27 protein-coding genes are annotated in these 24,976 nt (G+C 74.4%); 15 read left to right on the plus strand and 12 right to left on the minus strand.

Features of this window, described 5'->3' with window-relative positions:
• Positions 1-101: 101 nt before the first annotated feature.
• Both GA0070609_RS10255 and GA0070609_RS10260 read right to left on the minus strand, forming a co-directional pair.
• Positions 102-584: an SRPBCC family protein gene (locus GA0070609_RS10255; RefSeq protein WP_088993591.1), complete on the minus strand. Its 483-nt coding sequence runs from the start codon at positions 582-584 to the stop codon at positions 102-104.
• Complete coding sequence (locus GA0070609_RS10260) at positions 581-910, minus strand: ArsR/SmtB family transcription factor (protein WP_231928613.1); 330 nt, start codon at positions 908-910, stop codon at positions 581-583. Before GA0070609_RS10260 ends, GA0070609_RS10255 begins: the two co-directional genes overlap by 4 nt.
• 271 nt (positions 911-1,181) lie before the next feature.
• Here GA0070609_RS10260 and GA0070609_RS10265 point away from each other — a divergent pair, with 271 nt between their 5' ends.
• A complete protein-coding gene (locus GA0070609_RS10265) occupies positions 1,182-1,943 on the plus strand; it encodes a hypothetical protein (protein ID WP_088993593.1) in 762 nt (253 codons plus the stop codon).
• On the opposite strand, the gene GA0070609_RS10270 is transcribed toward GA0070609_RS10265, so the two are convergent.
• Entirely contained in the window at positions 1,940-2,272 is a 333-nt protein-coding gene (locus GA0070609_RS10270) for a nuclear transport factor 2 family protein (RefSeq protein WP_088993594.1), read from the minus strand. The two genes, GA0070609_RS10265 and GA0070609_RS10270, sit on opposite strands and share 4 nt — an antisense overlap.
• Positions 2,273-2,461: 189 nt before the next feature.
• On the opposite strand from GA0070609_RS10270, the gene GA0070609_RS10275 reads away from it, so the two are divergent.
• Positions 2,462-3,493, plus strand: coding sequence for an extracellular catalytic domain type 2 short-chain-length polyhydroxyalkanoate depolymerase (locus GA0070609_RS10275; protein WP_088993595.1), 1,032 nt, complete (start codon positions 2,462-2,464; stop codon positions 3,491-3,493).
• 31 nt (positions 3,494-3,524) lie between these two features.
• On the opposite strand, the gene GA0070609_RS10280 is transcribed toward GA0070609_RS10275, so the two are convergent.
• From GA0070609_RS10280 to GA0070609_RS33105, 4 genes are read right to left on the minus strand one after another with little or no spacing between them, the layout of a single operon-like run.
• The gene (locus GA0070609_RS10280) at positions 3,525-5,924 is read right to left on the minus strand and encodes a tetratricopeptide repeat protein (protein ID WP_088993596.1); all 2,400 of its coding nucleotides are present in this window, start codon (positions 5,922-5,924) and stop codon (positions 3,525-3,527) included.
• Positions 5,921-7,684 carry an ABC transporter permease gene (locus tag GA0070609_RS10285; protein ID WP_088993597.1) on the minus strand — a complete coding sequence of 588 codons (1,764 nt, stop codon included), beginning with the start codon at positions 7,682-7,684 and terminating at the stop codon, positions 5,921-5,923. The genes GA0070609_RS10280 and GA0070609_RS10285 overlap by 4 nt, the downstream gene beginning before the upstream one ends.
• Entirely contained in the window at positions 7,681-8,952 is a 1,272-nt protein-coding gene (locus tag GA0070609_RS10290) for an extracellular solute-binding protein (RefSeq protein WP_088993598.1), read from the minus strand. The genes GA0070609_RS10285 and GA0070609_RS10290 overlap by 4 nt, the downstream gene beginning before the upstream one ends.
• The gene (locus tag GA0070609_RS33105) at positions 8,949-9,584 is read right to left on the minus strand and encodes an ATP-binding cassette domain-containing protein (protein ID WP_157748107.1); all 636 of its coding nucleotides are present in this window, start codon (positions 9,582-9,584) and stop codon (positions 8,949-8,951) included. Before GA0070609_RS33105 ends, GA0070609_RS10290 begins: the two co-directional genes overlap by 4 nt.
• A 196-nt stretch (positions 9,585-9,780) precedes the next feature.
• On the opposite strand from GA0070609_RS33105, the gene GA0070609_RS10300 reads away from it, so the two are divergent.
• Positions 9,781-10,137, plus strand: coding sequence for a nitroreductase/quinone reductase family protein (locus GA0070609_RS10300; protein WP_231928614.1), 357 nt, complete (start codon positions 9,781-9,783; stop codon positions 10,135-10,137).
• Between the two features lie 10 nt (positions 10,138-10,147).
• On the opposite strand, the gene GA0070609_RS10305 is transcribed toward GA0070609_RS10300, so the two are convergent.
• Positions 10,148-11,134 (minus strand): helix-turn-helix transcriptional regulator, encoded by a 987-nt coding sequence (locus GA0070609_RS10305; RefSeq protein ID WP_088993600.1) that lies wholly within the window; start codon positions 11,132-11,134, stop codon positions 10,148-10,150.
• 44 nt (positions 11,135-11,178) lie between these two features.
• Between GA0070609_RS10305 and GA0070609_RS10310 the strand changes: the two genes are divergently transcribed.
• Positions 11,179-11,655, plus strand: coding sequence for a hypothetical protein (locus GA0070609_RS10310; protein WP_088993601.1), 477 nt, complete (start codon positions 11,179-11,181; stop codon positions 11,653-11,655).
• Positions 11,655-12,116 (plus strand): hypothetical protein, encoded by a 462-nt coding sequence (locus GA0070609_RS10315; protein ID WP_088993602.1) that lies wholly within the window; start codon positions 11,655-11,657, stop codon positions 12,114-12,116. The genes GA0070609_RS10310 and GA0070609_RS10315 overlap by 1 nt, the downstream gene beginning before the upstream one ends.
• Positions 12,117-12,124: 8 nt before the next feature.
• Here GA0070609_RS10315 and GA0070609_RS10320 read toward each other — a convergent pair whose 3' ends face one another.
• Entirely contained in the window at positions 12,125-12,775 is a 651-nt protein-coding gene (locus tag GA0070609_RS10320; protein WP_088993603.1) for a flavin reductase family protein, read from the minus strand.
• Positions 12,776-12,899: 124 nt separating this feature from the next.
• Here GA0070609_RS10320 and GA0070609_RS10325 point away from each other — a divergent pair, with 124 nt between their 5' ends.
• Positions 12,900-13,433: a PadR family transcriptional regulator gene (locus tag GA0070609_RS10325; protein WP_088993604.1), complete on the plus strand. Its 534-nt coding sequence runs from the start codon at positions 12,900-12,902 to the stop codon at positions 13,431-13,433.
• Positions 13,417-14,028, plus strand: coding sequence for a GyrI-like domain-containing protein (locus GA0070609_RS10330; RefSeq protein WP_088993605.1), 612 nt, complete (start codon positions 13,417-13,419; stop codon positions 14,026-14,028). The genes GA0070609_RS10325 and GA0070609_RS10330 overlap by 17 nt, the downstream gene beginning before the upstream one ends.
• A gap of 57 nt (positions 14,029-14,085) precedes the next feature.
• Here GA0070609_RS10330 and GA0070609_RS10335 read toward each other — a convergent pair whose 3' ends face one another.
• The gene (locus GA0070609_RS10335) at positions 14,086-14,739 is read right to left on the minus strand and encodes a TetR/AcrR family transcriptional regulator (RefSeq protein WP_088993606.1); all 654 of its coding nucleotides are present in this window, start codon (positions 14,737-14,739) and stop codon (positions 14,086-14,088) included.
• Between the two features lie 113 nt (positions 14,740-14,852).
• On the opposite strand from GA0070609_RS10335, the gene GA0070609_RS10340 reads away from it, so the two are divergent.
• The 3 genes from GA0070609_RS10340 to GA0070609_RS10350 are packed head-to-tail and all read left to right on the plus strand — an operon-like array spanning position 14,853 to position 18,176.
• On the plus strand, positions 14,853-16,352 hold the full coding sequence (locus GA0070609_RS10340; RefSeq protein WP_088993607.1) for a flavin-containing monooxygenase: 1,500 nt from the start codon (positions 14,853-14,855) through the stop codon (positions 16,350-16,352).
• Positions 16,345-17,283 (plus strand): SDR family NAD(P)-dependent oxidoreductase, encoded by a 939-nt coding sequence (locus GA0070609_RS10345; protein ID WP_088993608.1) that lies wholly within the window; start codon positions 16,345-16,347, stop codon positions 17,281-17,283. Before GA0070609_RS10340 ends, GA0070609_RS10345 begins: the two co-directional genes overlap by 8 nt.
• Positions 17,280-18,176: an alpha/beta fold hydrolase gene (locus GA0070609_RS10350; protein WP_088993609.1), complete on the plus strand. Its 897-nt coding sequence runs from the start codon at positions 17,280-17,282 to the stop codon at positions 18,174-18,176. The genes GA0070609_RS10345 and GA0070609_RS10350 overlap by 4 nt, the downstream gene beginning before the upstream one ends.
• On the opposite strand, the gene GA0070609_RS10355 is transcribed toward GA0070609_RS10350, so the two are convergent.
• A complete protein-coding gene (locus GA0070609_RS10355) occupies positions 18,085-19,257 on the minus strand; it encodes a low temperature requirement protein A (protein ID WP_231928615.1) in 1,173 nt (390 codons plus the stop codon). The two genes, GA0070609_RS10350 and GA0070609_RS10355, sit on opposite strands and share 92 nt — an antisense overlap.
• 231 nt (positions 19,258-19,488) lie before the next feature.
• Between GA0070609_RS10355 and GA0070609_RS10360 the strand changes: the two genes are divergently transcribed.
• The 3 genes from GA0070609_RS10360 to GA0070609_RS10370 all read left to right on the plus strand — a co-directional run bounded on the left by GA0070609_RS10360 (position 19,489) and on the right by GA0070609_RS10370 (position 22,616).
• Positions 19,489-20,595 (plus strand): CapA family protein, encoded by a 1,107-nt coding sequence (locus GA0070609_RS10360; protein WP_088993610.1) that lies wholly within the window; start codon positions 19,489-19,491, stop codon positions 20,593-20,595.
• A gap of 69 nt (positions 20,596-20,664) precedes the next feature.
• The gene (locus tag GA0070609_RS10365; RefSeq protein ID WP_088993611.1) at positions 20,665-21,321 is read left to right on the plus strand and encodes a GntR family transcriptional regulator; all 657 of its coding nucleotides are present in this window, start codon (positions 20,665-20,667) and stop codon (positions 21,319-21,321) included.
• On the plus strand, positions 21,318-22,616 hold the full coding sequence (locus GA0070609_RS10370) for an MFS transporter (RefSeq protein ID WP_231928616.1): 1,299 nt from the start codon (positions 21,318-21,320) through the stop codon (positions 22,614-22,616). Before GA0070609_RS10365 ends, GA0070609_RS10370 begins: the two co-directional genes overlap by 4 nt.
• A gap of 30 nt (positions 22,617-22,646) precedes the next feature.
• Here GA0070609_RS10370 and GA0070609_RS10375 read toward each other — a convergent pair whose 3' ends face one another.
• The gene (locus GA0070609_RS10375; protein ID WP_088993612.1) at positions 22,647-23,063 is read right to left on the minus strand and encodes a hypothetical protein; all 417 of its coding nucleotides are present in this window, start codon (positions 23,061-23,063) and stop codon (positions 22,647-22,649) included.
• Positions 23,064-23,261: 198 nt separating this feature from the next.
• Here GA0070609_RS10375 and GA0070609_RS10380 point away from each other — a divergent pair, with 198 nt between their 5' ends.
• On the plus strand, positions 23,262-24,347 hold the full coding sequence (locus GA0070609_RS10380) for an S-(hydroxymethyl)mycothiol dehydrogenase (RefSeq protein ID WP_088997637.1): 1,086 nt from the start codon (positions 23,262-23,264) through the stop codon (positions 24,345-24,347).
• Positions 24,347-24,976: an MBL fold metallo-hydrolase gene (locus GA0070609_RS10385; protein ID WP_088993613.1), complete on the plus strand. Its 630-nt coding sequence runs from the start codon at positions 24,347-24,349 to the stop codon at positions 24,974-24,976. Before GA0070609_RS10380 ends, GA0070609_RS10385 begins: the two co-directional genes overlap by 1 nt.

Raw genomic sequence — 24,976 nt, forward strand, 5'->3', positions numbered from 1 at the left:
GCCACCCGTTCCGGAAACGGGTCGGCGGCCGCCACCGCCGCCGGGGTGCTGCACCCCGCCGGCGGTGCCGGCCGCCGTACGGACGCTCGGGCAGGCGGACGTCAGAGGCGCTTGGCGACCTCGACCAGCTGGTCCAGGGCGGCGCCCCAGCCCTCGATGAAGCCCATCTCCGCGTGCGCCTTCTTCGCCGAGGCGTCGGCGTGGATCGCGGTGGCGGTGTACTTCGTGCCGGTGCCGGCGGGTTCGATGTGGACGACGGCGGTGAACGGGAAGCCGTCCTCGGTGACCTGCGGCCGGAAGCCGGCGCCGAGGGCCGAGGTGAAGACCAGTGTCGAGTTCTCCTCGACCAGCAGCACGCAGCCGACGTTCGGGAACTCCTGGCCCTCCGGCGAGCGCATCACCGTGTTGAACTTGCCGCCGGGCCGCAGGTCCAGCTCGCAGGACGTGGTCGACCAGGGCTTCGGGGTGAACCACTGCACGATCAGCTCGGGCGTCGTCCAGGCCTTCCAGACCAGCTCGGGGGCGACGTCGACGGTGCGCTCCAGGACGAGGTCGAGGTTGGGGTCCGCGGAGTAGGTGGTCATTTCTGCTGCTCCTTCAGGTTGTAAAGAAGTGCGTCCAGTTGATCCAGGCGTCGGGTCCACAGCGCGCGCTGACCGGCGAGCCAGCTGTCGACCTGTTCCAGCGGCGCGGGCGTGAGGCGGTAGGTGCGCACCCGTCCCTTCTTCTCCGACGTCACCAGGCCGGAGCGTTCGAGGACGCCCAGGTGCTGGGTGAACGACGGCAATGCCATGTCGAACGGGCGGGCCAGCTCGCTGGTCGTCGCCGGCCCCCGGCCGAGGCGTTCGACGATCCGTCGGCGGGTGGGGTCGGACAGCGCGTGGAACACGCCGTCCAGGGCCGGGTCCACCGGCCCGCCTCCGTCGCCAGATCGCTTAGGCATGTACCTAAGTATGGGGGCGAACGAAGCTTAGGTCAATACCTAAGTATCAGGTGTGTCGGGCTTCCCGGGGATCGGCTCGACGCGGCCGATGTCGTGACGGTCGCTGCCGCAGCCGATGAGCATCACCCTTGACATCGCCGGCGCCCGCTGGCCAGCATCGGGGCACCGGTGTCGCGACCTCGGCGGCCAGCAGGGCCGTACGGGCTGAAACGTCGACTCTTCGCGAAGGGACGACGTGATGCACCCGATGCTGCGACGGCTGGACGACTTCGCCGCCCACCTCGCCACCCGCCCGGACGTGGTCGCGCTGCTCGGGCTGGGCTCCGCCGGCGCCGAGCACGACCGCCTGGACGACTACTCCGACCTGGACTTCTTCGTCGTGGTCGACGCGCACGCCAAGCCGCGCTACCTGGAGTCCATCGACTGGCTGCAGGCGCCGTGCCCGGTGGCGTACAGCTTCGCCAACGACCGCAACGGGCGGAAGGCGCTCTACGCCGACGGCATTTTCGTCGAGTACGCCGTCTTCACCGTCGACGAACTCGCCCGGCTGCCGTTCACCGGCGCCCGGGTCGTCTGGCAACGCGACGACGCGCCCGCCGGACTGGCCGACTCGGGACCGCCGCCGGCCGCGGTTCCGTTCGACACCGTGGAGTTCCACCTCAACGAGGCGCTGACCAACCTCTACGTCGGCCTGCTCCGGGAGCTGCGCGGCGAGCGGCTGACCGCCGCCCGGTTCATCCAGTCGTACGCCGTCGACCGGGTTATCGGGCTGCTGAACCTGACCCACCCCGAGGCCGGGCACCGCCGCGACCCCTTCGACGCCAGCCGGCGGGTCGAGCAGGCGTACCCGCCTCAGGTGCTGCCGTTGGCCGCGATGGTGCCCGGATACCAGCACAACCGGCGGGCGGCGGAGATGACGCTGACCTGGCTGGAGGAGCGCTTCACCGTGGACCGGGTGATCGCCGACGCCATCCGCCGGCTCCTCGCCGTCGGAGCCTAGACCCGCCCGCCGAAGAAGACCCAGACCTCGGCCACCCGGCCGTCCCGCACCGTGATGTGCTCGGCGTTGCGATACCGGTCGCCGCTGTGCAGCTCGTACTCGTACAGCAGGAGGACCTGGTCGTCGCCGACGTCGGCCAGCCGCAGGATCTCCTGCGACACGAAGCGGTCCGCGGTGGGGAAGCACCGGTCGAGGTAGGCCGCCTTGTCGATGTGGTCGTCCTGCGGGCTGGTGAAGACCAGGTCCGGGGCGAGCAGCCGGTCCGCGGCGGCCAGGTCCTGGTTCCGGTACGCCGCCAGCAGCGCCCGTACCACCTCCGTGTTGGACACGCTCCACCTCCGGCGGTCGGCCGGCGGTTCTCGGCGACCAGCAGCATAAGCGGCGGCGACTGTCGATTCCCGACACACCGGCACCGCCGGACGTGTCGGCCCCGCTCATATCGGGTGTGCTCGATGTCACGTTAGCGTCTGGCCACGCCGACACCACCGCCGGCGCTCGCCGATGTCGGGAGAGCGTCCATGAAGACCCCGCTGAGGGCCACCGCCGCCCTGGTCACCGCCCTGCTGCTGACCCTGACCACCGCGACCCCCGCCCAGGCCGCCGACCCGTCCACCAAGACCCCGGTCGCCGGTTCGCTGCGCGCCTACAACGTCTCCGCCGTGTACGTCGCCGGAGTCTCCTCCGGTGGCTACATGGCCACCCAACTGCACGTCGCCTACTCGTCCCGGATCCGCGGCGCGGCCGTCTTCGCCGCCGGGCCCTACTACTGCGCCCAGAACAACGTCGCCCAAGCGCTCTACGGCTGCGGCGACAACCAGTACCCGACCAACCTGTCCGCCCTGCAGACGTACACCCGCACCTGGGCCTCGTACGGCTGGGTCGACCCGGTGGGCAACCTCTCCGGCGACCCGGTCTACGTCTTCCACGGCGCCAACGACAGCACCGTCAAGAAGTCCGTCACCGACGACCTGGTCCGCTACTACCAGCACTTCGGCGCCAGCGTGCAGTACGACAGCGGCTCCTCGGCGGGGCACGCCTGGGTCACCCCGTACGGCACCCGCGGCTGCACCGCGACCGCCGCGCCGTTCCTCAACAACTGCGGCATCGACCCGCAGAACGCCCTGCTACGCAAGCTGCTGGGCAGCGTCAAGGCGCCGAACACCGGCGCGCTCGGCGGCACGCTCATCCGGTTCAGTCAGAACGCCCACGCGGTCAACGGCTGGGCTCCGGGCCTGAGCATGGACGCCAACGGCTTCGCCTACGTGCCGTCCTCGTGCGCCGCCGGCCAGTCCTGCCGGCTGCTGGTCGCCCTGCACGGCTGCCTGCAGGCGTACGGCTCGGTCGGCACCGCGTTCGTGGACCGGGCCAACCTCAACCAGTACGCCGACACCAACAACCTGATCGTGCTCTACCCCCAGGCCGCCACCGCTGGCACGAACCCCAACGGCTGCTGGGACTGGTGGGGCTACCTCGGCGCCACCAACTACCCGATCAAGGGCGGCGCCCAGGTCGAGACGATCATGAACATGGTCCGCCGCCTCGACGGCTGACCCCACCTGAGCTGGCCCCGGCCGGCCCCGCTCAGGCGGGTTCGTCGGCCGGGGCGTCCACCCCGGTCAGCCGGGCGTCCGCCTCGGCCTGCCCCTCGGCGTCCCGGGCCGCCTCGCACATCGCCGCCGCGTCCACCCAGTGCCGCCGCGCCTCGTCCGGGTCGCCGAGCGCGGCTGCCGCGTCGCCCAGGTACAGCAGGGTCCGGCCCAGCCCCGGGGTGGCCGGCCCGCCCTCGCGCAACCGCCGGCTCTCGGCCAGCATCTCGTACGCCTGCCGGGCCTGGCCGGGCGCGGCGCCCAGCAGCGTGGCACCGGCGTTGAGCAACGCGGTGGCCCGGTTCGTCGGGTCGGCCACCGACTCGTACTCGCGCAGCGCGGCCCGCCACGACTGCGCCGCGTCCAGGTGCTCGCCCAGTTCGGCGTGCACCAGCACCAGGTTGGTCAGCGCCGCCGCGTAACCCCGGGCGTCACCGAGCGAGCGGAACGTGTTCGCGGCCCGGACCAGATGGTGGTGCGCGATCTCGAACTCGCCGCGGGCGAGCTGGGCGGCGCCGAGCCCGAGCTGCGTCAGCGCGTGCCCGGCCCGGTCGGCGCCGGAGCGGTGCCGGCGGGACAACTCCAGGTGTTCCACCGCGTCGTCGAGCTGACCGAGGTCGAGCAGGACCAGGCCGAGGTTCATCCGGGCCTGGGCGGTGCCCCGGCGGCCCCGCTCGGCGACGGCCAGAGTCAGCGCGGTCGCCGCGCCCTGCGGGTCGTGCCGGCGCCGGCGCAGCACGCCCAGCTCGTTGTGCGCCCAGCCGGCGATCTCCGGCCGGTCGTCGGCGGTCGGCGTGGCCAGCACGGTGCGGCACACCTCGTCCCACTCGTCCAGCCGCTCGACGTGGGCGAGCCAGCCGCACAGCGCCACCGCCAGCCGGAACCACCAGCGGCGCACCCGCCGGGGCAGCGACTCGGCCGCGCCGGCCGGCACCTTGACCACCGCGAGCAGCAGCTCCTGGTGCAGGTCGAACCAGCCGTACGGGTCGTCGTCCAGCGGCAGCCGCCGGTCCCGGTCCAGGACGGACGCGGTCACCGCCAGGCTCGCCACGTGCCGTTCGGCCCGCCGGGCCAGGTGCCGGGTGAGCCGGGCCTGCGCGGCCACCCGCCGGCGCACCGGCTCGCCGTCGCGCAGGTGCAGCCGGGCGTACGGGCCGAGCAGCGGCCGCACCTCGTACCGGTCGCCGGGCGCGCCGACCACGAACGCCCCGGCGGCCAGCTCGTCCAGCAGGGCGGCGACCCGGTCCGGTCGCCGGTCGGCGAGCGCGGCGATGGTCGGCCGGTCCACCGGCGCCGGGGTGAGCGACATCAGCCGCCACAGCCGCCGGGCCTCCGCCGACAGCGCGTGGTAGGCGGTGTCCCGGGCGGTCACCAGCAGGGTCGCCGGGGAGGCGTCGATCTCCTGGTGCGGGGGAGTGCCGACGGCCCGGCGCAGCGCGTCGAGCACGTCGGCGTGCCGCCAGCCGTGCTGGGCCGTGCGCCGGCCCAGTTCCGCCACCGTGCGAGGCTGCCGCCCGCACAACTCGACGATGCTGCGGACCGCCGGGTCGGTGCGCGGATCCGGCCGGTGCGGCCGGGCCGCCGGCGCCGCCGCGCCGGCGGCGGCGAACAGCTCGACGGCGTCGTCGGTGTCCGGCTCACCGATCCAGTGCGCCACCACCCCGACCGCGTCCAGCGCGGCCAGCGCCCCGGTGCCGGCCAACAGCAGCCGGTAGGAGTTGGTGGTCGGCGGCAGCAGCGGCCGGACCTGGGCGACGTCGTCGACGTTGTCCAGCACCAGCAGGATCCGCCGGCCGTCGAGCTGGCCGCGCAGCTCGTCGGCGGCCTCGGCGAGATCGTCCGGCCGATTGGAGGCCGGCGGCCGGGTGCCGAGGATCCGGGCCAGCGCGGCGAGCACCTGCCGGGGCGGCTGGCGCCGGCCGCCCCGGCGCAGGTCCAGGTGGTACTGGCCGTCCGGGAAGTCGGCCCGGCACCGGTTGGCCGCCTCGATCGCGTACCAGGAGGTGCCGACGGCCCGGCGGCCCACCACCGCCACCGCCTGCTTCCGCTCCAGCGCGTCGACGATGGCGTCCACGTCGTCGCGGCGCCCGGTGAAGGTGCCCTGATAGGGCAGGGTCGGCGTACCGGCCGCCGCGGGCGCCTCCGCGTCCGTCCCGTCCGGCTCGGCGGGCTGGCCCCGCCGGCGACGGCGCCACTCGACCACGAAGGAGGCGAGCAGGCCGAGCACCACCACGCCGACGCTCGCCGAGCCCAGCACCTGCACGGACAGCTCGGAGAGCAGGTTGCCGGCCACGTTGCCGAGCAGCGCGCTGACCCCGCCGCCGAGCACCCCGCCGAGGGCGAGCAGCACGCTCAGCCGGCCCGGCCCGCGCGACCGCCCGGCCGGCGGGGTCACCGGACGCCCCCGGCGACCAGCCCGGCGACGAGCTGGCGGCGGGCCAGCACCACCAGCAGCACCGGCAGGATCGACGCGACCACCGACCCGGCGGCGAGCACCCCGCTGTTGGCCACGAACCCGCGGGTCTGGCCGGCGAGGAACAGCCCCAGCGGCGCCGCGCCCGGGCCGCTGAACAGCAGGCCGACCACCAGGTCGTTCCACACCTGCACGAACTCCAGCACGGCGACCGCGACCACCGCCGGCCGGTTGTGCCGGGCCAGCAGCCGCAGCGTGCTCCACCAGTGCCGCCCGCCCAGCCGTACCGCGCGCACCTGCTCGGCGGGCAGGTCGGCGAAGGCGTTGCGCAGCACCAGCACGGCGAACGGAATGCCCAGCGCGATGTGCACCAGCGCCAGCCCCCGGGTGGTGCCGGAGGAGAGCACCGCGCCGAGCACCTCGTTGACCGGACCGGCGATCACCTGGACCGGAACCACGCTGGCCGCCATCAGCAGCAACCCGGTCGCCTGCGCGGGCGGCCCGGTCAGCCAGGCCAGCGGGTACGCCGCCAGCAGCGCGATGCCGAGCACGGCGGCGGTGACCACGGTGGCCAGCACCAGGGTGAACCCGAGCGTGCGCCACAGCTCGGGGCCGCTGGTCAGCTGGCGGTACGAATCGAGGCTGGGCGTGCTCGACCACCACGCCCGGGCCGCCGCGTCGACCGGCCGGTGCAGCGAGGTGGCCAGCAGCACGCCCAGCGGCACCAGCCAGGCGAGCGCGGCGCCGGCGGCGAGCAACCGGATCCACCGCCGCGGCGGCGCCGCCGGCTCCGGGTCGACCGGCGTGGGATCGCGCGGCGGCGGCCACGCCTGGCGGACGAAGAGCGCCGCCACCAGCATGCCGGCCGCCACCGCCGCCAGCCAGATCACCCCGAGCGCGGCGCCCTCGCCGGTGGTGGTGCCGCCGGAGGTCTGCCAGACCCGCAGCGCCAGCACCGACGCCTCGTCGCGCACCGAACCCGGGGTCATCACCAGGATCAGGTCGAAGGTGCGGCTGGTGCCGAGCGCCACCAGGGCGAACACCACCGCGACCGTACGCAGCAGCAGCGGGCGCCACTGCGCGTCCCAGAGCACGTCCCGACGGTTGCCGCCGAAGGCGCGGACCGCGTCGCCGAGGCTCGGCGGCACCGCGTCCAGCGCCGCCCGGAACACCAGCACGGCCAGCCCGACCCAGGCCCAGACGAACGCCGACATCAGGGCCACGGTGACCAGCCCCGGGCCGAGCAGCTGCGGCACCTGTTCCGCCGAGCGCCCGGTGAGCCGGGCCAGCAGCAGGGTGGCCAGCCCACGCTGCGGATCGGGGTCGTAGAGCAGCCGGAAGGTCACCCCGGTGACCACCAGCGGCAGCGCGGTCGGCACCACCAGGATGAGCCGGACCAGCCCGCCCTCCTGCGAGCGGCGGGACGCGGCGGCCAGCAGGTAGCCCAGCACGGTGACCACCGCCGGCACCAGCAGCGCCCAGAGCACCGTACGGCCCACCACCGCCGCGGTGCCCGGCGCGGCGAACGCGGCGCGGAAGTTCGCCGCGCCGACCCACCGGCCGTCGGTGACCATGCTGGCGTGCAGCGTCCGCAGCACCGGCCAGGCCACCAGCCCGCCGAGCAGCAGCAGCGCCGGCAGCAGCAGCGCGGAGGTGGCGCCCGCCGCCGGGTAGGCCCGGCCGCGCCGGGGCGGCCCGACGTCGTCGAGCACCGCCAGTTCGCCGAGGACCGGCCGGGTCATCGCCCACCCCCGGCGGCCCGGGCCGCCGCGGCCAGCTGGCCGGTCGCCCGGCGCACCGCCTCGGTGGCGGACACGCCGCCGGTGACGTCGGCGAAGAAGTCCTGCATGATCCGCCAGATGCCCACCCCGTCGGAGCCGGTGAACGGGCCGGGCAGCCGGTCGGAGAGGTCGAAGCGGACCGACTCCGCGTCGCGCAGTTCGGCGGCGAGCGCCCGGCGCATCGGGTCGTGGTAGTCCTCCAGCGGAACCGTGACGTTGGGGGAGAGGTAGCCGCCGGCGCGCAGCCACGGCTGGAACGCCGACCCGTCGCTGAGCCAGCGCGCCAGCTCCGCGCCGCGGGCCGACCCGGCGAACGCCACCGCCGCGTCACCACCCAGGATCAGCGGGCGGTCCGCAGCCCGCGAGCCCGGGAACCGGAAGGTGACCGGCTGCTCCGCGCCGCGCTGGAACCGGGTGCTCACGTCGTCGACGAAGTCGGCCTCGAACACCATCGTCGCCCGGCGGTGGTGCACCACCTGGATCACCGATTCCTCGTACTGGGTGAGCAGGGCGCGGCGGGGGCCGCCGGGGAAGGCGCCGTCGATGCTCCACAGCTCGGCGAGGCGGTCCAGGGCGATCCGCACCGACCGGCTGCGCCAGTCGGCCTCGCCGCGGGCCAGCGCCTCGTAGAAGTCGGGCGCGGCGACGTCGGCGAGCACGTTCTCGAACCAGTCGGTGAGCACCCAGCCGTCGGCGGCGCCGATCGCCAGCGGCGCCGGGGCGATGCCGGCCCGGGCCCGGGCGCCCTGCCGGCGGGTGATCGCCACGAGCTGGTCCCAGGTGGCGGGTGGCTCGGAGAGCATCGAGCGGAAGTACCAGAACAGCGACTTGTGGGCCGCCTTCACCCAGACCCCGTAGCGGCGGCCGTCGGTGGCGAGCAGGTCGGCCATCCCGGGCGGGACGGCGTAGCTCCCGGCGGGGGCGAGTTCGCGCAGCCAGCCCCGGCGGGCGTACTCGACGACCAGCCCGGAGCGGGGCAGGATCGCCACGTCGGGGCTGGTGCCGGCGAGGTGCCGGGCGCGCAGGAACGCGTCGATGTCGTTGCCCGCGCTGACCACCCGCACCGGTTCGCCGTAGCCGGCCACCACCTGCCGGAACCGGGCCAGCTCGGTGCCGCTCCACACCACCGCGACCTGCAGCGACGGCTCGCCCCGGGAGCAGGAGGCGGCGGCGGTCGCGGTGCCCGCCGCGGCGGCGGCCCGCAGCAGCGTACGGCGGCGCAGCCTCACCGGCCCGCCTCCGCGGCGAGGTCGGCCGGTGCCACCCGGACCTGGTCGCCGAGCTCGGCCAGCACGGCCTCGTCGGCGGTGCAGACCAGCACCGCGAGGCCCGGCGCGTCCGGCGGGGAGAGCCGCCCGACCAGGTCGGTGAGCCGCCCGCCGTCGGGGGCGCCGGCCGGCAGGTCGATCACCAGCACCTCCGGCAGGCAGGCCATCGCCCGGGCCAGCGCCACCCGGAACCGTTGGCCCTCGGAGAGCAGGTGCGGCCGCAGGTCGAGGGTCGGCGCCAGCTCCAGCCGCTCGACCACCGTCGCCGCCCAGGTGTCGGCCACCTCGCGCACCCGTTCCCGTTTGCGCTGGCCGTAGGCGATGTTGCGGCGCACGGTCAGGTGGGGCAGCAGGGCGCCGCCGGCCGGGACGTACCCGATGCGGCGGCGCAGCGGCGGCAGGTCGGTGACGTCCCGGCCGCCGACCAGGACCGCGCCGGCCGCCGGCGCGGTCAGCCCGACCACCACCCGGGCGAGCGCCGTGCCGACCCGGGGTGGGGCGGCCAGCGCCACGGTGGCGCCGGCGGGCACGTCGAGGGTCACCGGCGCGTCGGCGGGCAGCGCGACGAGTTCGCAGAGTCGTAACGTGGCCATCACCTCCGGTGACCCGAGTCGTCGCCCCCAGGGTGGCACATCCGGACGACGACCACGCCCCCGCACCCTCCCTTGTGGAGTCGGTGAGCGGCCCTCACCCGTCGGTGCGACATCGGCCGGAACCGGCACCGGGCCGGCCCGGCGGCACCTAGCCTGGCGCTGAGGAGCACCACGCGATCGTCGACGGAGGTCAGCGGTGAGCATCGAGGACGCCAGGGACGCCTTTGCCGGTGCCGAGGAAGTGGAGATCACGGTGACCGGCCGGCGTACCGGCCGGCAGATCTCGCACCCGGTGTGGTTCGTGCAGGACGAGCAGAGCATGTTCCTGGTGCCGATCACCGGGTCGGACAGCGACTGGTACAAGAACGTGCGGCAGACCCCGCTGATCGAGGTCGCCGTGAACGGCACCGCGGTGAGCGCGCCGGCCACCCCGATCACCGACGCCGACCGGGTCGACCACGTGGTGGAGATGTTCCGCGCGAAGTACGGCCGCCAGTACGTGGACGAGCACTACCCGAGGCGCGACGTCGCCGTCCAGGTCTCCCTCGGCTGAGGACGGGCGGTCAGCTCGGCGGCTCGGGACGGTAGAGCGTGGCCAGCGCGACGGCGGTGTCCGCGAGCATGGCGCGCAGCTCGGCCGGTGCCAGCACCTCCACCTCGGCGCCGAGCCGCAGCAGATCACCGTGGGCGTGGGTGAGCGACTCGATCGGCACCACCGTGGTCACCCAACCGGCGGCGTCCGGCGGCCCGGCGTTGCCCTCCGCCGCCCCGGCCACCACGTCGCTGGCGACCTCCCGCAGCCGCTGCCGGCCGCGCGGGGAGAGCCGGATCGTGGCGTCGTCGCGGTGCAGTTGGGCGCGGAAGCGCACCACGTGCGCCTGCCACCAGGCCGGCAGGTCGAACTCCGCCGGCCGGTCGAAGCCCTCGTCCAGGGTGGTCAGCGCCAGGATCTGGTTGATCCGGTAGGTCGCCGGGGCGTCCCGGCCCGGCCGGTTGGCCACCGCGTACCACCGGCCGCCCTTGAGCACCAGCCCGTACGGCTCCAGCACCCGGTCCACCTCGCCGCTCCAGCTGCGGTAGCGGACCCGGAGGCGGCGCTCCCGCCACACCGCGTCGGCCACCGCGGCCAGGTGGGGGGAGGCGTCGCCGTCGGCGTACCAGCCGGGGGTGTCCAGGTGGAACCGCTGCTGGAGCCGCAGCGCCCGGTCGGCGAGTGCGGGTGGCAGCGCGGCCTGCAGCTTGAGCTGGAGCGCGGCCACCACCGCCCCGTAGCCCAGCTCGGCGGCGGGCCCGGGCAGCCCGGCGAGGAAGAGGCGCTCGGCCTCCTCGGCGGTCAACCCGGTGAGCCGGGTCCGCCAGCCCTCGACCAGCTGGTAGCCGCCGGCGTGCCCGGCCTCTCCGTACAGCGGGATGCCCGCCGCGTGCAGCGACTCGACGTCGCGGTAGACGGTGCGGACGGAGACCTCCAACCGCTGCGCGAGCTGGGCGGCGGTCATCCGGCCGTGGCTCTGCAGCAGCAGCAGGAGGGAAAGGAGTCGACTGGCCCGCACTCTGCTGACAGTAGTTGTCAGGGGAGCGGTCCTACCGTCCCGGCATGGCATTTCGCGACAAGGATCTGTGGGTGCCGGGGCCGGTGACGGTCGCCGGCCGCGAGCTCAAGCGCTACCACATCGACCAACCGCACCGGCGGATCGAACCCGAGGTGGAGAAGGCCGCGTACGACCTGCTGCCGCGGCTGCTGCCGGCCGCCGACGACGGCACCCCGGCGGCGGGCTGGGTGGTGCTGCACCGGGGCGCCGACACCGGCGCCTACCTGCTGGCGTACACCTGGGTGTGGGACAACGTGGTGCAGGTGCGGATCGCCGCCGCCGGCCAGCCCGCCCTGGACTGCCCGGACGACGACCCGACCCACTTCGTCGAGCAGCACCGGCCGTGGATCGGCTGCATCTGGGAACTCGGGGTGCTGGAGCACGAGCGGGCCGCCTGGGCCCGGCACGTGCTGGCGCCGGAGCGCCCGGACCTGGCCGGCTGGCGCGCCGACACCCGGGCCGAGGGGCCGGTGGGCCGCTGATGGGCGACTTCGACTTCTTCGTCGGCACCTGGGACGTGGTCAACCGGCGGCTGGTGAAGCGGCACGTCGGCAGCGACGAGTGGGACGAGTTCCCCGGGCGGTCGGTGGCGGGCAGCTTCTTCGCCGGCGCGGGCAGCTTCGACGAGATCACCTTCCCGACCAAGGGCTTCTCCGGCGCCACGGTGCGGATCTACGACCCGGCGGCGGGCACCTGGTCGATCTACTGGATGAACAGCAACCGTGGGGTGCTGGAACTGCCGCCGGTGGTAGGCCGCTTCGTCGACGGGGTGGGCACCTTCTACGCCGACGACGTCGACGAGGGTCGGCCGGTCCGCTGCCGGTTCGTCTGGTCGGCGGTCACCCCGACCTCCTGCCGCTGGGAGCAGGCGTTCTCCACCGACGGCGAACGCACCTGGGAGACCAACTGGGTCATGGAGTTCACCCGCGCGCCGGCCTCCTGAGCCACCGCTCAGCCGGCCACCGGCGTCGCGTCCGGGCGCAGTTGGTGCGGCATCTCCCAGCCCTCGGCCAGCCGGGACGGGTGCACGTTCTGTCCGCCACCGAAGAACTCGCAGAACTTCATGATCAGCGGGTCCCAGCGCAGCGGGTCCACGTACGACGTCCCGGGGATCACCAGGTCCTCCTCGACGTACGCCCGCAGCACCTGCACCTCGAACGCGGTGGCGTGCGCGGAGGTGCCGCCGAACCGGTGCGTCGCGACGACCCGGCATTCGAGCTGGACCGGGCACTCCGCCACCCGGGGTGCCCGGACCAGTTCGGACGGCTGGGCGGTCAGCCCGGCCAGGGCGAACTTGTCCGGCTCGTAGCGGTAGCCCTGGCGGACCTTGTGCTCCGGCACGTCGGGGCGACCGGTGGTGAGTGCGATCCGGTCGACCGCGTCCACCATCGTCGCGGACGGCAGGTTGAGCACGCACTCCCGCTCGCGCCGCAGGTTGGCGGTCGTCTGGCCGCTGTCGCCGAGCCCGAGCATGGCGTGCTGGCCCAGCCACCAGGCCGACGACATCGGCGCCAGGTTGGCCGTGCCGTCCGGGTTGCGCGAGCTGATCAGCACCACCGGCGTGCCGAAGTAGAGCACCTTCAGACCGGGTACCACGTGCATCCGTACGCCTTCCGCCGCGGGCGCGACCGGGCGTCGAGCCACCGCCGTCGACTCTGCGCCAGGGCGGGCGCCGCCTGCTGGCGGCGATCGGACATCGCGTTTATTCTAGTGCTAGAATAGGCGGGTGGAGCTGACGCCGGCCGAACTGGTGATCCTCGGGTTGATCATCGAGTGCCCTCGGCACGGCTACGACCTGGAGCAGGTCATCGAGCGCCGGGGGATTCGCCAGTGGACCGAGATCGGGTTCTCGTCGATCTACTACCTGCTCGCCAAGCTCGAGAGTCGCGGGCTCGTCCGCGCCCCCGACGCGCCGGCGGCGGCGAAGTCCCGGCGCGTCTTCCAGGCCACCGTCGCGGGGCGGGAGGCCGCCACCCGCGGCGCGCTCGCGCTCATCGCGGAGCTGCGCCCCGTCCCGCATCCCCTCCTCGTGGGTGTGGCGAACCTGGCCCTACTCTCCGAACGGCAGTACGCGCAGGCCCTGCGCGACCGACTGGCCCAGGTCGAGGCGCGGATCGCCGCCGTCCGGGCGGCCGAGTCGGCGCAAGCCCCCCTCGCCCTGCCGGCGCGGGAGGTCTTCTCCTACTCCCTGAGCCTCCTGGAGGCGGAAAGGTCGTGGCTCGCGGCGCGGGCCCAGGTGCGCGATGACGGACAAGATTGACTTCAAGCGGGAGATCGACGCCTACCGCGCGCGTCCGGGTCGGCTCGACCTGGTGGACGTGCCCGACCTGCGATACCTCATGATCGACGGGCACGGCGACCCGAACACCCCGGCCTTCACCGACGCGACCGAGGCGCTCTATCCGTTGGCCTACAAGCTGAAGTTCGCCAGCAAGCGGACGCTTGGGCGCGACTACGTGGTGATGCCCCTGGAAGGGCTGTGGTGGGCCGACGACATGGACACCTTCACCGCGTCGCGGGACAAGTCCCGGTGGGACTGGACGCTGATGGTCATGGTCCCCGACTGGGTCGACCAGGACATGTTCGCCGACGCCGTCGAGCAGGTGGCGGCCACGGGCCGGCCGCGGCGCCTCGACGACGTGCGCCTGGGCTCGCTGTCCGAGGGCCGCTGCGTGCAGACCCTGCACGTCGGCGCCTACGACGACGAGACCGAGGTGCTGGCACGGATGCACCACGAGTTCATCCCGGCCAACGGGCTCCGGATGGTCGGCAGGCACCACGAGATCTACCTCAGCGACGCCCGCCGAACCGCCCCCGAGAAGCTCCGCACCATCCTCCGGCAACCGGTCAGGTGATCGTCTGACGTTCAGCAGGTGCTCAAGGCCGCTTCCGCCCTGCCCCGCGTCAGCCGATCACGGTCGGGGAGCGCGGTAGATGGCGGACAGCCAGACGTCGAGGAGGACGTCGACCACGTCGCGCTCGGCCACCGCCGGGCCGTCGCCGGCGAAGGTGGCGTACCAGACCCGCTCGTTCATCGAGTTCAGCGCGATGGCGAGGTCGCGGGCGGGCAGCCCGTCCGGGGCGGCGCCGCGCCGCCGTTCCGCCTCGATCGCGGTCTCGATGGCCTGCACCCAACGCTCCATCACGGTCGCCCAGAGCCGGCGTACCTCGGCGTTGGTGCCGCGCACCTGGGCGCAGGCCAGCACCACCGCGCGGTGCCCGCCGAACGTTTCGTGGAACCGGGCGATCAGTTCCCGCCACCGGGCCGGCGGGTCCTCGGCCAGCCGGACCAGCACGTCGCCGCAGGTCGCCTCGGCCTCCTCGGTGACCCGGTCCAGCAGCGTGAGCAGCACCGCGTCCTTGGACGGGAAGTAGAAGTAGAAGGTCGGCCGGGAGATGCCGGCGCCGCGGGCCAGGTCGTCGATGGAGATGTCGGCGAAGGCCCGGTCGTGCAGCAGTCGCTCGGCGGTGGCCAGGATGGCCGATTCGCGCTCGTCCCCGGAGGAGCGGGCCGCGCGGCGTCCGCGCGGGGCCGCGGTCCTGGTGGGCGTACGGGCGGGCGTCATGACCGCTGACTCTACACCGGATCGACACTGTGTCGATTGGACTCGACAGGGTGTTGACGGGTTCGACGGCGGTGGATAGTGTCCGGGGCCACCGCCTCGGATCGGGAGATGACATGGCCTCCGACCACGTCGACGTGCTCATCGTGGGTGCCGGCCTCTCCGGCATCGGTGCCGCCTGCCACCTGCGGCTCAACTGCCCCGACAAGACGTACGCGGTGCTGGAGGCCCGGGGCGCGATCGGCGGCACCTGGGACCTGTTCCGCTACCCGGGCGTCCGGTCCGACTCCGACATGTTCACCCTCGGCTACTCGTTCCGGCCGTGGACCGACCCGAAGGCCATCGCCGACGGCGACGCCATCCGCGCCTACGTCCGGGAGACCGCCGACGAGTACGGCGTCACCGGGCACATCCGCTTCCGCCACCGGGTGCTGCGGGCCGACTGGGACAGCGCGACCGCCCGCTGGACGGTGCACGCCCGGCGCGACGACACCGCCGAGGACGTGGTGCTCACCTGCTCGTTCCTGTACACCTGCTCCGGCTACTACCGCTACGACACCGGCTACACCCCGGACCTGCCCGGCGCGGAGACGTTCACCGGGCGGATCGTGCACCCGCAGCACTGGCCCGCCGACCTCGACCACACCGGCCGGCGGGTGGTGGTGATCGGCAGCGGCGCGACAGCGGTCACCCTGGTGCCGGCGATGGCCGAGCGGGCCGGGCACGTCACCATGCTGCAGCGCTCGCCCACGTACGTCATCGCGCTGCCCTCGCGCGACGTGCTCGCCGACACGCTGCGCCGCCTTTTGCCGGCGAAGGCCGTGTATCCGGTCGTGCGGTGGAAGAACGTCCTGCTCGCCACGGCCAACTTCCAGGCCAGCCGGCGGGCCCCCAACCTGGTCCGCAAGCTGCTGCGGCGCGCCGCCAAGGGCCGGCTGCCGGCCGGCTACGACGTCGACCGCCACTTCTCGCCCCGGTACGACCCGTGGGACCAGCGCCTCTGCGTGGTGCCCGACGGCGACCTGTTCACCGCCCTGCGGCAGGGCCGGGCCTCGGTGGTCACCGACACCATCGACACGTTCACCCCGGACGGCATCCGGCTCAGCTCGGGGGAGGAGTTGCCGGCCGACATCGTGGTCACCGCCACCGGGCTGAACCTGCTCGCCCTCGGCGGGATGACGCTGACCGTCGACGGCACCGAGGTCGACCTGGCCGACACCGTCGCCTACAAGGGGATGATGCTCTCCGGGGTGCCGAACTTCGCGATGACCATCGGCTACACCAACGCCTCCTGGACGCTGAAGGCCGACCTGGTCGCCACGTACGTCTGCCGGCTGCTGCGCCACCTCGACCGCACCGGCCAGCAGATCGTCACCCCGCTCGCGCCCAGCGGCGGCGCGCTGGAACCGATCATCGACCTGAAGTCCGGCTACGTGCTGCGCAGCGTCGACGCGCTGCCCAAGCAGGGCGCCTCGGCGCCGTGGCGGCTGCACCAGAACTACCCCCGAGACGTGCTGCTGATGCGGCACGGCCGGCTGACCGACGTCGGGGTGCGCTTCTCCCGCGCCGGCGCCGACCAGTCCAGCACCCCGGAGAGGAGCACCGCCGGTGCGTAGCTTCGACTTCACCTCGGGCACCGCCGTGGTGACCGGCGCGGCCAGCGGGATCGGCGAGGCCCTGGCGCACGGGCTCGCCCGCCGCGGCAGCGACCTCGTGCTGCTCGACCGGGACGCCGACCGGCTCGCCGCCGTGGTCGCCGCGATCCGGGCGGCCCACCCCGACCGGCAGCTGACCAGCTACCTGGTCGACCTCGCCGACGCCGCGGCCACCGCCCGGGTGGCCGCGGAGATCCGGCAGCGGCACCCCGTGATCCGGCTGCTGGTCAACAACGCCGGCGTCGCGCTCGGCGGCCGGTTCGACCAGGTGACCCTGGACGAGTTCAACTGGGTCATCGAGATCAACTTCCGGGCCGTGGTGCAGCTGACCCACGCGCTGCTGCCGGCGCTCAAGACCGAACCCGGCGCGCACCTGGTCAACGTCTCCAGCCTGTTCGGCCTGATCGCCCCGCCCGGGCAGGCCGCCTACGCCGCCAGCAAGTTCGCCGTCCGCGGCTTCACCGAGGCGCTGCGCCACGAACTGGTCGACGACGGCATCGGGGTCACCTCGGTGCACCCCGGCGGCATCCGCACCCGGATCGCGCGCAGCGCCCGGATCGGCAGCGGCGTCTCCGTCGAGGAGTACGAGGCCGGCCGCGAGCGGTTCGAGAAGCTGCTCTCGATGGATCCGGCGAAGGCGGCCGAGATCATCCTGCGCGGGGTGGGCCGCCGCCGCGGCCGGGTGCTGGTCGGCTGGTCGGCCAAGCTGCCCGACCTGCTGGCCCGGATCGCCCCCGCCTCGTACGGCCGGTTGTTCGCCCTCGGGCCGGGCCGGGCGACCGCCGATCCGGCGCGCCGGGCCACCACCGTCCCCGCCCAGCGGCCACCGGACGACCCGGATCCGGCCGCGCCGGGCGACCGGTCCGCCGAGCGGGCGGGGGACCCGGCGTGAGCGCGCCGGCCGGCCCCCGGCACGTCACCGTCGACGGGCGGCGGGTGCGCCACCGGGTCGACGGCGACGGCCCGCCCGTGGTGCTGCTGCACGGCATCGGCCGCAGCTTGCGCGACTTCACCGAGCAGCACGAGCTGCTCGCCGACCGCTACCGGGTGCACAGCCTCGACCTGCCCGGCTACGGCGGCTCGCTGCCGATGGCCGAGCCGTACACCCTGCCGGCGCTGGCCCGGTTCGTCGGCCGCTACCTCGACGCGGTAGGCGTCGAGGCGCCCGCACACCTGGTCGGCAACTCCCTCGGCGGCGCGATCGCCATGCGGCTGGCGGTCGCCGAGCCGGCCCGGGTGGCCAGCCTCGCGCTGGTCAACAGCGCCGGCTTCGGCCGTGAGGTGACCATGATGCTGCGGCTGCTCGCCCTGCGCCCGCTGGGCCGGCTGCTGCTGCGCCCCAGCCGGGCCGCCGCCCGACGCACCGAGCGGGCCCTCTTCCACGACGCGGCCTTCGCCACCGCCGAGCGCGTCGCGTACGCCCTCGAGGTGGCCCGCCAGCCGTACGCCGCGCGGGTGCTGCTGGAGACCGCGCACAACCTGGGCACCTTCCGGGGCGTCAGCCCGCAGTGGCGGGAGGAGTTGCTCACCGAACTGGCCCGGCTCGACGTGCCCACCCTGGTCGTCTGGGGCGACCGGGACCTCATCCTGCCGGCGGCCCACCTGGCGGCCGCCCGCACCCGGCTGCCCCACGCCCGCACCCACCTGTTCACCAACTGCGGGCACATGCCGCAGATCGAGTGCGCCGAGGAGTTCAGCCGGCTGCTGGTCGACTTCTGGACCGCAGCTCCCGCTGCCGAACCAGCACCGTCACCGCCACCAGGGCGGTCAGCAGCGCCGCGATGAGATAGACCGTCACCGGCAGCCAGGGAGTGGCCAGCACCAGCAGCGCGGTCACCGGGAACGCCACCACGACCATCCCGCGCTGCCGGGGCAGCACCCGCAGCACCCAGACGGTGAGCAGGTAGACGGCCGTCGGCACCGCCACGGTGTGCCCGACCACCACGCTGCCGACGTGGGCCAGGTGCCGGTGGTGGTCGACCGCCACCCACAGCCCGGCACCAACCGCGGCGATCGCCGCGAACACCAGGTAGTGGCCGTACCCCCAGACCAGCGAGGCGGGCAGCCGCGTCGGCACCTCCACCGCCCGGTCGAAGTAGAGCCACCACAGCGCGAACACGATCACGCAGGCCGCCGTGGCCAGCGGGCGCAGGTCGGCCTGCCCCGTGTCGACGCCGGTCTGGATCGCCACCGACGTCGCGAGCACCACCTCGCCGAGCACGATCAGGGTGAACAGCCCGTACCGTTCGGCGATGTGCCGCGGGTGCCAGGTGGTCATCCCCGGCCGCTCGGCCAACGCCGGCACCAGCAGGTCGGCCAGGGCCAGCACCAGGAACGAGCCGACCCGCCAGTCGTCCGGCAGCAGCAGCCGGATCAGCCACCCGACCTGCACCACGGTCACCCCTACCGCGTACCGGACGTCAGCGGCCCGGTGGCCGGGATCGCCGGCGGCCGCCCGCAGCCACTGCGTCACCAGGGCCAGCCGCATCACCACGTACCCGTAGGTGATGGTGGCGAAGTCGCCCGCGGTGAAGGCGCGCGGCACCCCGGCGGCCAGGATCAGCGCGCCGGCGATCTGCACCAGGGTAGTGATCCGGTAGACGTCGTCGTCGGTGTCGTAGGCGGAGGCGAACCAGGTGAAGTTCATCCACGCCCACCAGATCGCGAAGAACACCATCAGGTAGCTGCGCACCGCGTGCCCGACCTGGTCCTCGGCCAGGTCGTGGTGCAGGTTCGTGGCCGCCTGCGCCACCGCCACCACGAAACAGAGGTCGAAGAAGAGTTCCAGCGGCGTGGCGGCGCGGTGCTCCTCGCCGCGGTCGCGCGCGGTCATCGGCCGGTACCACGGCCGCAGCCCACCGGTCACCCGGGTACTCCTCGCCGCCGTACCACCGGTCACTTCCACCCTAGGCAGCCCAGCGGCCCCGCGAGCCGGCTTCCGCGCAGCCGGCGAGGGCGTGGCCGGCGAGGGCGTGGCCCGGCCGCGGACCGGGCGGATCCCGCTGGGCCGGGGTCCGGCCGCCCACGGCACGCGCCGGCCGCAACGGCGGGGCGGCGGCGGCTGTTTCGAGCCCGCGCGGGGCGGGGAAGCGGAGGGATGCCGCCGGACGCGCTGACCCTGTTCCTGGCCGGGGACGTGATGACCGGTCGGGGCGTGGACCGGATCCTGCCCCGGCCCGGCCCGCCCGACCTGCGCGAGCGGGCGGTCCGCGACGCCGACGAGTACGTCGGGCTGGCCGAGCGGGTCAGCGGCCCGATTCCCCGGCCGGCGCCGCCGCAGTGGCCGTGGGGCGTCGCCCTGCCGCTGCTGGACGAGCTGCGGCCGGCCGCCCGGATCGTCAACCTGGAGACCGCGGTGACCGGTCGGGGCGAGCACGCCCCGGGCAAGGCCGTGCACTACCGGATGCACCCGGACAACGTGCCGTGCCTGGCCGCCGCCCGGCTCGACGTCTGCGCGCTGGCCAACAACCACGTGCTCGACTTCGGCCCGGTCGGGCTCGCCGACACCCTCGACGCGCTGGCCGGGGCGGGGATCGCCACCGCCGGCGCCGGCCGGGACGCGGCGGCCGCCTGGGCGCCCGCCCGGGTGGACCTCGGCGCGGGCCGCCGGCTGCTGGTCTTCTCGGTGGCCGCGCCGTCCAGCGGCGTGCCGCCGCCCTGGGCGGCCACCGCCGACCGGCCCGGAGTGGCGTACCTGCCGGAGATCTCGGTGGCCACCGCCGACCTGCTGGCGGAGCGGGTCGCCGCCGTGGCCGGGCCGGGGGACCGGGTGCTGGTCTCCGTGCACTGGGGCGGCACCAGGGGGTACGAGGTGCCGCCCGAGCACGTCGAGTTCGCCCACCGCCTCGTCGACGCCGGGGTCGACCTGCTGCACGGGCACTCCTCGCACCACGTGCGGCCGGTGGAGGTGTACCGGGACCGACTGATCCTCTACGGCTGCGGGGACCTGGTCGACGACTACGAGGGCATCGGCGGGGAGGAGGCGTACCGGCCGGAGCTGCGGTTGCTCTGGCTGCCGGCGCTCGACCCGGGCAGCGGCCGGCTGCGGGGGCTGCGGGCGGCCCCGGTGCGGATCCGGCGGATGCGGCTGGCGTCGGCCGACCCCGGCGAGGCGGCCTGGCTCGCCAGCCTGCTCGGCCGGCTCGGCCCCCGCTTCGACGTCGACGCCGACGGTCTGCTCACCGTGCACCCCGACGCGCTCTGACGGGGTGGCTTGCGCCACGTCCCGGGCACCCGGCGCGGCGTCGGCCGTGGCGGGTCGGATCATAGATACATGACGCATCCCTCGGCCGCGACCACCGTGACCTCGGCGGCCGAGCGGGCCTACCGACACCTGAAGCGGTCCATCCTGGAGCAGCTCTACCCGGGCGGCCAGCTGGTCAGCGAGGGGGAGATCGCCGAGGTCACCGGCGTCTCCCGCACCCCGGTACGCGAGGCGCTGCTGCGGCTGGAGGCGGAGGGACTGGTCCGGCTCTACCCGAAGCGGGGCGCGCTGATCCGGCCGGTCTCCGCCCGGGAGATCACCGACGTCATCGAAGCCCGCCGGCTGGTCGAGCTGCACGCCGCCGAGCGGGTCTGGCCCCGCCGGGCGGCGCTGCGGGCCGACCTCGCCGCGCGGCTGGCCGAGATGCGCGCCGCGCACGCCGCCGGCGACCTGACCACGCTGATGGCCGCCGACCGCGCCTTCCACGCCACCGTGGTCGACGCCGCCGGCAACGAGATCCTGGCCGAGCTGTACCAGCGGCTGCGGGACCGCCAGCTGCGGATGGGGGAGGCGAGCTTCCGGCTCTCGCCCGGCTGGGCCGAGGTGGCGCTGACCGAGCACGCCGCCCAGCTCGCCGCCCTCGACGGCGACGACCCGCAACGCTGGCTCGACACGGTCGCGGCGCACATCGACAACGCCGCCACCGTGCTGCGGACGCTGCGGTGACCGCCGCAACGGCAGCCCGGCGCCGATCCGGCTGGCTGGTCTGGGGCGTCGCGCTGGGCGCGTACGTCGGGGCGGTGTTCCACCGCAGCACGCTCGGGGTCACCGGGGTCGACGCCGCGCACCGCTTCGACATCAACGCCAGCACGCTGGCCACCTTCTCCGTCGCCCAACTCGCCGTGTACGCGGCCATGCAGGTGCCGGTCGGCGTGCTGCTCGACCGGTACGGCTCGCGCCGGCTGCTGATCGCCGGCGGCGCCCTGATGGTCGCCGGGCAGCTCTGCTTCGCCCTCGCCACCGAGGTGTGGCTGGCGGTCACCGGCCGGGTGCTGATCGGGCTGGGCGACGCGATGACCTTCATCAGCGTGCTGCGGATCGTGGCCCTCTGGTTCTCCGGCCGGCGCTACCCGATGCTGACCCAGCTGACCGGCACGCTGGGCCAGTTCGGCGCCATCCTCGGCGCCGTACCGCTGGTGGCGCTGCTGCACCGGGCCGGCTGGACCCCGGCCTTCCTGGTCGCGGCGGCGCTCGGCGCGACGCTGCTGCTGCTGGTCGTGGTGGCGGTCCGGGACACCCCGGACCGCGAGATGGCCGCCGGCCCGACGCCGGACCTGGCGACGGTGCGTCGGGAACTCGCCGCCGCCTGGGCGCAGCCGGGCACCCGACTGGGGCTCTGGACGCACTTCGTCACGCAGTTCTCCGGCTCGGTGTTCGCCCTGCTCTGGGGCTACCCCTTCCTGGTGCAGGGGCAGGGGCTGACGCCGACCGCGGCCGCGTCGCTGCTCACCCTGATGACCGTCGCCATGCTGGTGTCCGGGCCGGCGATCGCGCACTTCTGCGCCCGGCACCCGTTCCACCGGTCGGTGCTGGTCTTCGCGATCGCCGGCAGCAGCGCGACGGTCTGGGCGGTGGTCCTGCTCTGGCCCGGCCCGGCGCCGCGCTGGCTGCTGGTGACGCTGGTGCTGGTGCTCGCGCTGAACGGCCCCGGCTCGCTGATCGGGTTCGACTACGCGCGCTCGTTCAACCCGGTCAGCCGGATCGGCAGCGCCACCGGCGTGGTGAACGTCGGCGGTTTCGTCGCCTCGATCACCCTGGTGCTGGTGGTCGGCGTGGTGCTCGACCTGGCCACCCCGGCCGGCCGGGCCACCCCCGACCTGTCCGCCTTCCGGTGGGCCTTCGCCGCGCAGTACCTGCTCTGGGCGCTCGGCGCGGTGCAGGTGCTCCGCTACCGCAACGCGGCCCGCCGGCAGGTCGCCGCGCAGGCGCTCGCCGTCCCGCCCGCGGCGACGGCGCCCTGAACCGGTCCGGTCCGCGGCCGGGTCGCCCGGTCAGGAGCGACGGCGGTGGGTGAGGCCGTCCAGCACCAGGGTCAGACCGGCGCCGAGCATCCAGACGTCCTTGGCCAGGCCGATGCCCTGCTGGGTCGGCCGCAGGCTGCCCTGCTCCCGCATCCCGGGCGTGGCGAGGTAGAGCTGGGTGAGGCCGGCGGCGAACGCGGTCAGCCCCAGGCCGACCAGCGCCGACGGGATGAACGGCGCGAGCAGGGCCGCGCCGAGCGCGATCTCGGCCCCCGACAGCAGCCGGGCGAACTTGTCCGGCGGGAACTGTTTGAGCTGCGGGATGGCGTTGACGGCCATCCCGTGCATGCCCTGTGCCGCCTCACCCTCCAGCGTCCGCTTGCTCAGCCCGGAATTGAGGATGAACGCGCCGATGCTCACACGCAGCGGCAGATGGCTCACCTTCATGGCGCACTCCCGTCCGACGGCAGGATCGTGCCCCCGCCTACCCACACCGCGCCGGGATAACCGCCGCGCGGCTCTGGGCCGCCGGTGGTGATCGGCGGTAGTTTCGCCCGAGAGCCTGATCCACCGGGTCGCCGGAGCGCGGTGGCGCCGGATCCCGACACCACGGCGGCGCGTGGCGCCGCGGAGCAGGAGGAGACCGTGAGCCAGCAGGTCCGGGGAGTCATCTCCCGCAGCAAAGGCGCACCCGTCGAGGTGACCACCATCGTGGTGCCCGACCCGGGGCCGGGCGAGGCGGTGGTGCGGGTGCTGTCCTGCGGGGTCTGCCACACCGACCTGCACTACCGCGAGGGCGGCATCACCGACGACTACCCCTTCCTGCTCGGCCACGAGGCGGCCGGCGTCGTGGAGGAGGTCGGGGAGGGCGTCGACGCCGTCGCCCCGGGCGACTTCGTGGTGCTCAACTGGCGGGCCGTCTGCGGCGTCTGCCGGGCCTGCCGCCGCGGCCGGCCCTGGTACTGCTTCGCCACCCACAACGCGGCGCAGAAGATGACCCTCACCGACGGCACCGAACTGGCCCCGGCGCTCGGCATCGGCGCGTTCGCCGAGAAGACCCTGGTCCACGCCGGCCAGTGCACGAAGGTCGACCCGGCCGCCCGGCCCGCCGCGGTGGGGCTGCTCGGCTGCGGGGTGATGGCCGGCCTCGGCGCGGCGATGAACACCGGCGGGGTCACCCGCGGCGACTCGGTGGCGGTGATCGGCTGCGGCGGGGTCGGCGACGCGGCGGTCGCCGGCGCGACGCTGGCCGGGGCGACCACCATCATCGCGGTGGACACCGACGCCCGGAAGCTGGAGTGGGCCCGCCGGTTCGGCGCCACCCACACCGTGAACGCGTCCGCCGAGGATCCGGTCGAGGCGATCCGCGCCGCCACCGGCGGCTTCGGCGCCGACGTGGTGATCGACGCGGTCGGCCGGCCGGAGACCTGGAAGCAGGCGTTCTACGCGCGCGACCTGGCCGGCACCGTCGTGCTGGTCGGCGTGCCGACTCCCGAGATGACCGTCGAGGTCCCGCTGTTGGACGTCTTCGGCCGCGGCGGGGCCCTCAAGTCCAGCTGGTACGGCGACTGCCTGCCCAGCCGCGACTTCCCCATGCTCACCGCGCTCTACCTGCAGGGCCGCCTCGACCTCGACGCCTTCGTCACCGAGGAGATCGCGCTCGACCAGGTGGAGGAGGCGTTCGCGCGGATGCACCGCGGCGACGTGCTCCGCTCGGTGGTGGTCTTCTGATGGCCGCCCGGATCGACCACGCCGTCACCGCCGGCACCTTCTCGCTGGACGGCCAGACCTTCGACGTGGACAACAACGTCTGGGTGGTCGGCGACGACACCGAGTGCGTCGTCGTCGACGCGCCGCACGACGTCGACGCGATCCTGGCCGTCGTCGGCGGCCGGCGGGTCCGGGCGATCCTCGCCACCCACGCCCACGACGACCACGTCCGGGTGGCCCCGGCGCTGGCCCGGGCCACCGGCGCGCCGGTGCTGCTGCACCCCGCCGACCGGGTGCTCTGGGACCAGGTGCACCCGGACGAGTCACCCGGCGGCGAACTGCGCGACGGCGACACCGTCGAGGTGGCCGGCGTCGCGCTGACCGTGCTGCACACCCCCGGGCACAGCCCGGGCGCGTGCAGCTTCCACGCGCCGGCGCTCGATGCCGTGTTCACCGGGGACACCCTGTTCGCCGGCGGGCCGGGCGCCACCGGTCGCTCGTACAGCGACTTCGGCACGATCATCGACTCGATCCGGAACCGGCTGCTCACCCTGCCCCCGGAGACGGTCGTGCACACCGGCCACGGCGAGAGCACCACCGTCGGCGCGGAGGCGCCGCACCTCGACGAGTGGCTGGCCCGGGGCCACTGA

This window comes from Micromonospora echinaurantiaca, assembly GCF_900090235.1.
Lineage (GTDB): Bacteria > Actinomycetota > Actinomycetes > Mycobacteriales > Micromonosporaceae > Micromonospora > Micromonospora echinaurantiaca.

Bases quoted from the DNA above. Each gene is read 5' to 3' on its own strand.
- GA0070609_RS10255 (WP_088993591.1), bottom strand. From the start codon at position 584: ATGACCACCTACTCCGCGGACCCCAACCTCGACCTCGTCCTGGAGCGC.
- GA0070609_RS10265 (WP_088993593.1), top strand. From the start codon at position 1,182: ATGCACCCGATGCTGCGACGGCTGGACGACTTCGCCGCCCACCTCGCC.
- GA0070609_RS10275 (WP_088993595.1), top strand. From the start codon at position 2,462: ATGAAGACCCCGCTGAGGGCCACCGCCGCCCTGGTCACCGCCCTGCTG.
- GA0070609_RS10285 (WP_088993597.1), bottom strand. From the start codon at position 7,684: ATGACCCGGCCGGTCCTCGGCGAACTGGCGGTGCTCGACGACGTCGGG.
- GA0070609_RS33105 (WP_157748107.1), bottom strand. From the start codon at position 9,584: ATGGCCACGTTACGACTCTGCGAACTCGTCGCGCTGCCCGCCGACGCG.
- GA0070609_RS10310 (WP_088993601.1), top strand. From the start codon at position 11,179: ATGGCATTTCGCGACAAGGATCTGTGGGTGCCGGGGCCGGTGACGGTC.
- GA0070609_RS10315 (WP_088993602.1), top strand. From the start codon at position 11,655: ATGGGCGACTTCGACTTCTTCGTCGGCACCTGGGACGTGGTCAACCGG.
- GA0070609_RS10320 (WP_088993603.1), bottom strand. From the start codon at position 12,775: ATGCACGTGGTACCCGGTCTGAAGGTGCTCTACTTCGGCACGCCGGTG.
- GA0070609_RS10330 (WP_088993605.1), top strand. From the start codon at position 13,417: ATGACGGACAAGATTGACTTCAAGCGGGAGATCGACGCCTACCGCGCG.
- GA0070609_RS10335 (WP_088993606.1), bottom strand. From the start codon at position 14,739: ATGACGCCCGCCCGTACGCCCACCAGGACCGCGGCCCCGCGCGGACGC.
- GA0070609_RS10340 (WP_088993607.1), top strand. From the start codon at position 14,853: ATGGCCTCCGACCACGTCGACGTGCTCATCGTGGGTGCCGGCCTCTCC.
- GA0070609_RS10360 (WP_088993610.1), top strand. From the start codon at position 19,489: ATGCCGCCGGACGCGCTGACCCTGTTCCTGGCCGGGGACGTGATGACC.
- GA0070609_RS10365 (WP_088993611.1), top strand. From the start codon at position 20,665: ATGACGCATCCCTCGGCCGCGACCACCGTGACCTCGGCGGCCGAGCGG.
- GA0070609_RS10375 (WP_088993612.1), bottom strand. From the start codon at position 23,063: ATGAAGGTGAGCCATCTGCCGCTGCGTGTGAGCATCGGCGCGTTCATC.
- GA0070609_RS10385 (WP_088993613.1), top strand. From the start codon at position 24,347: ATGGCCGCCCGGATCGACCACGCCGTCACCGCCGGCACCTTCTCGCTG.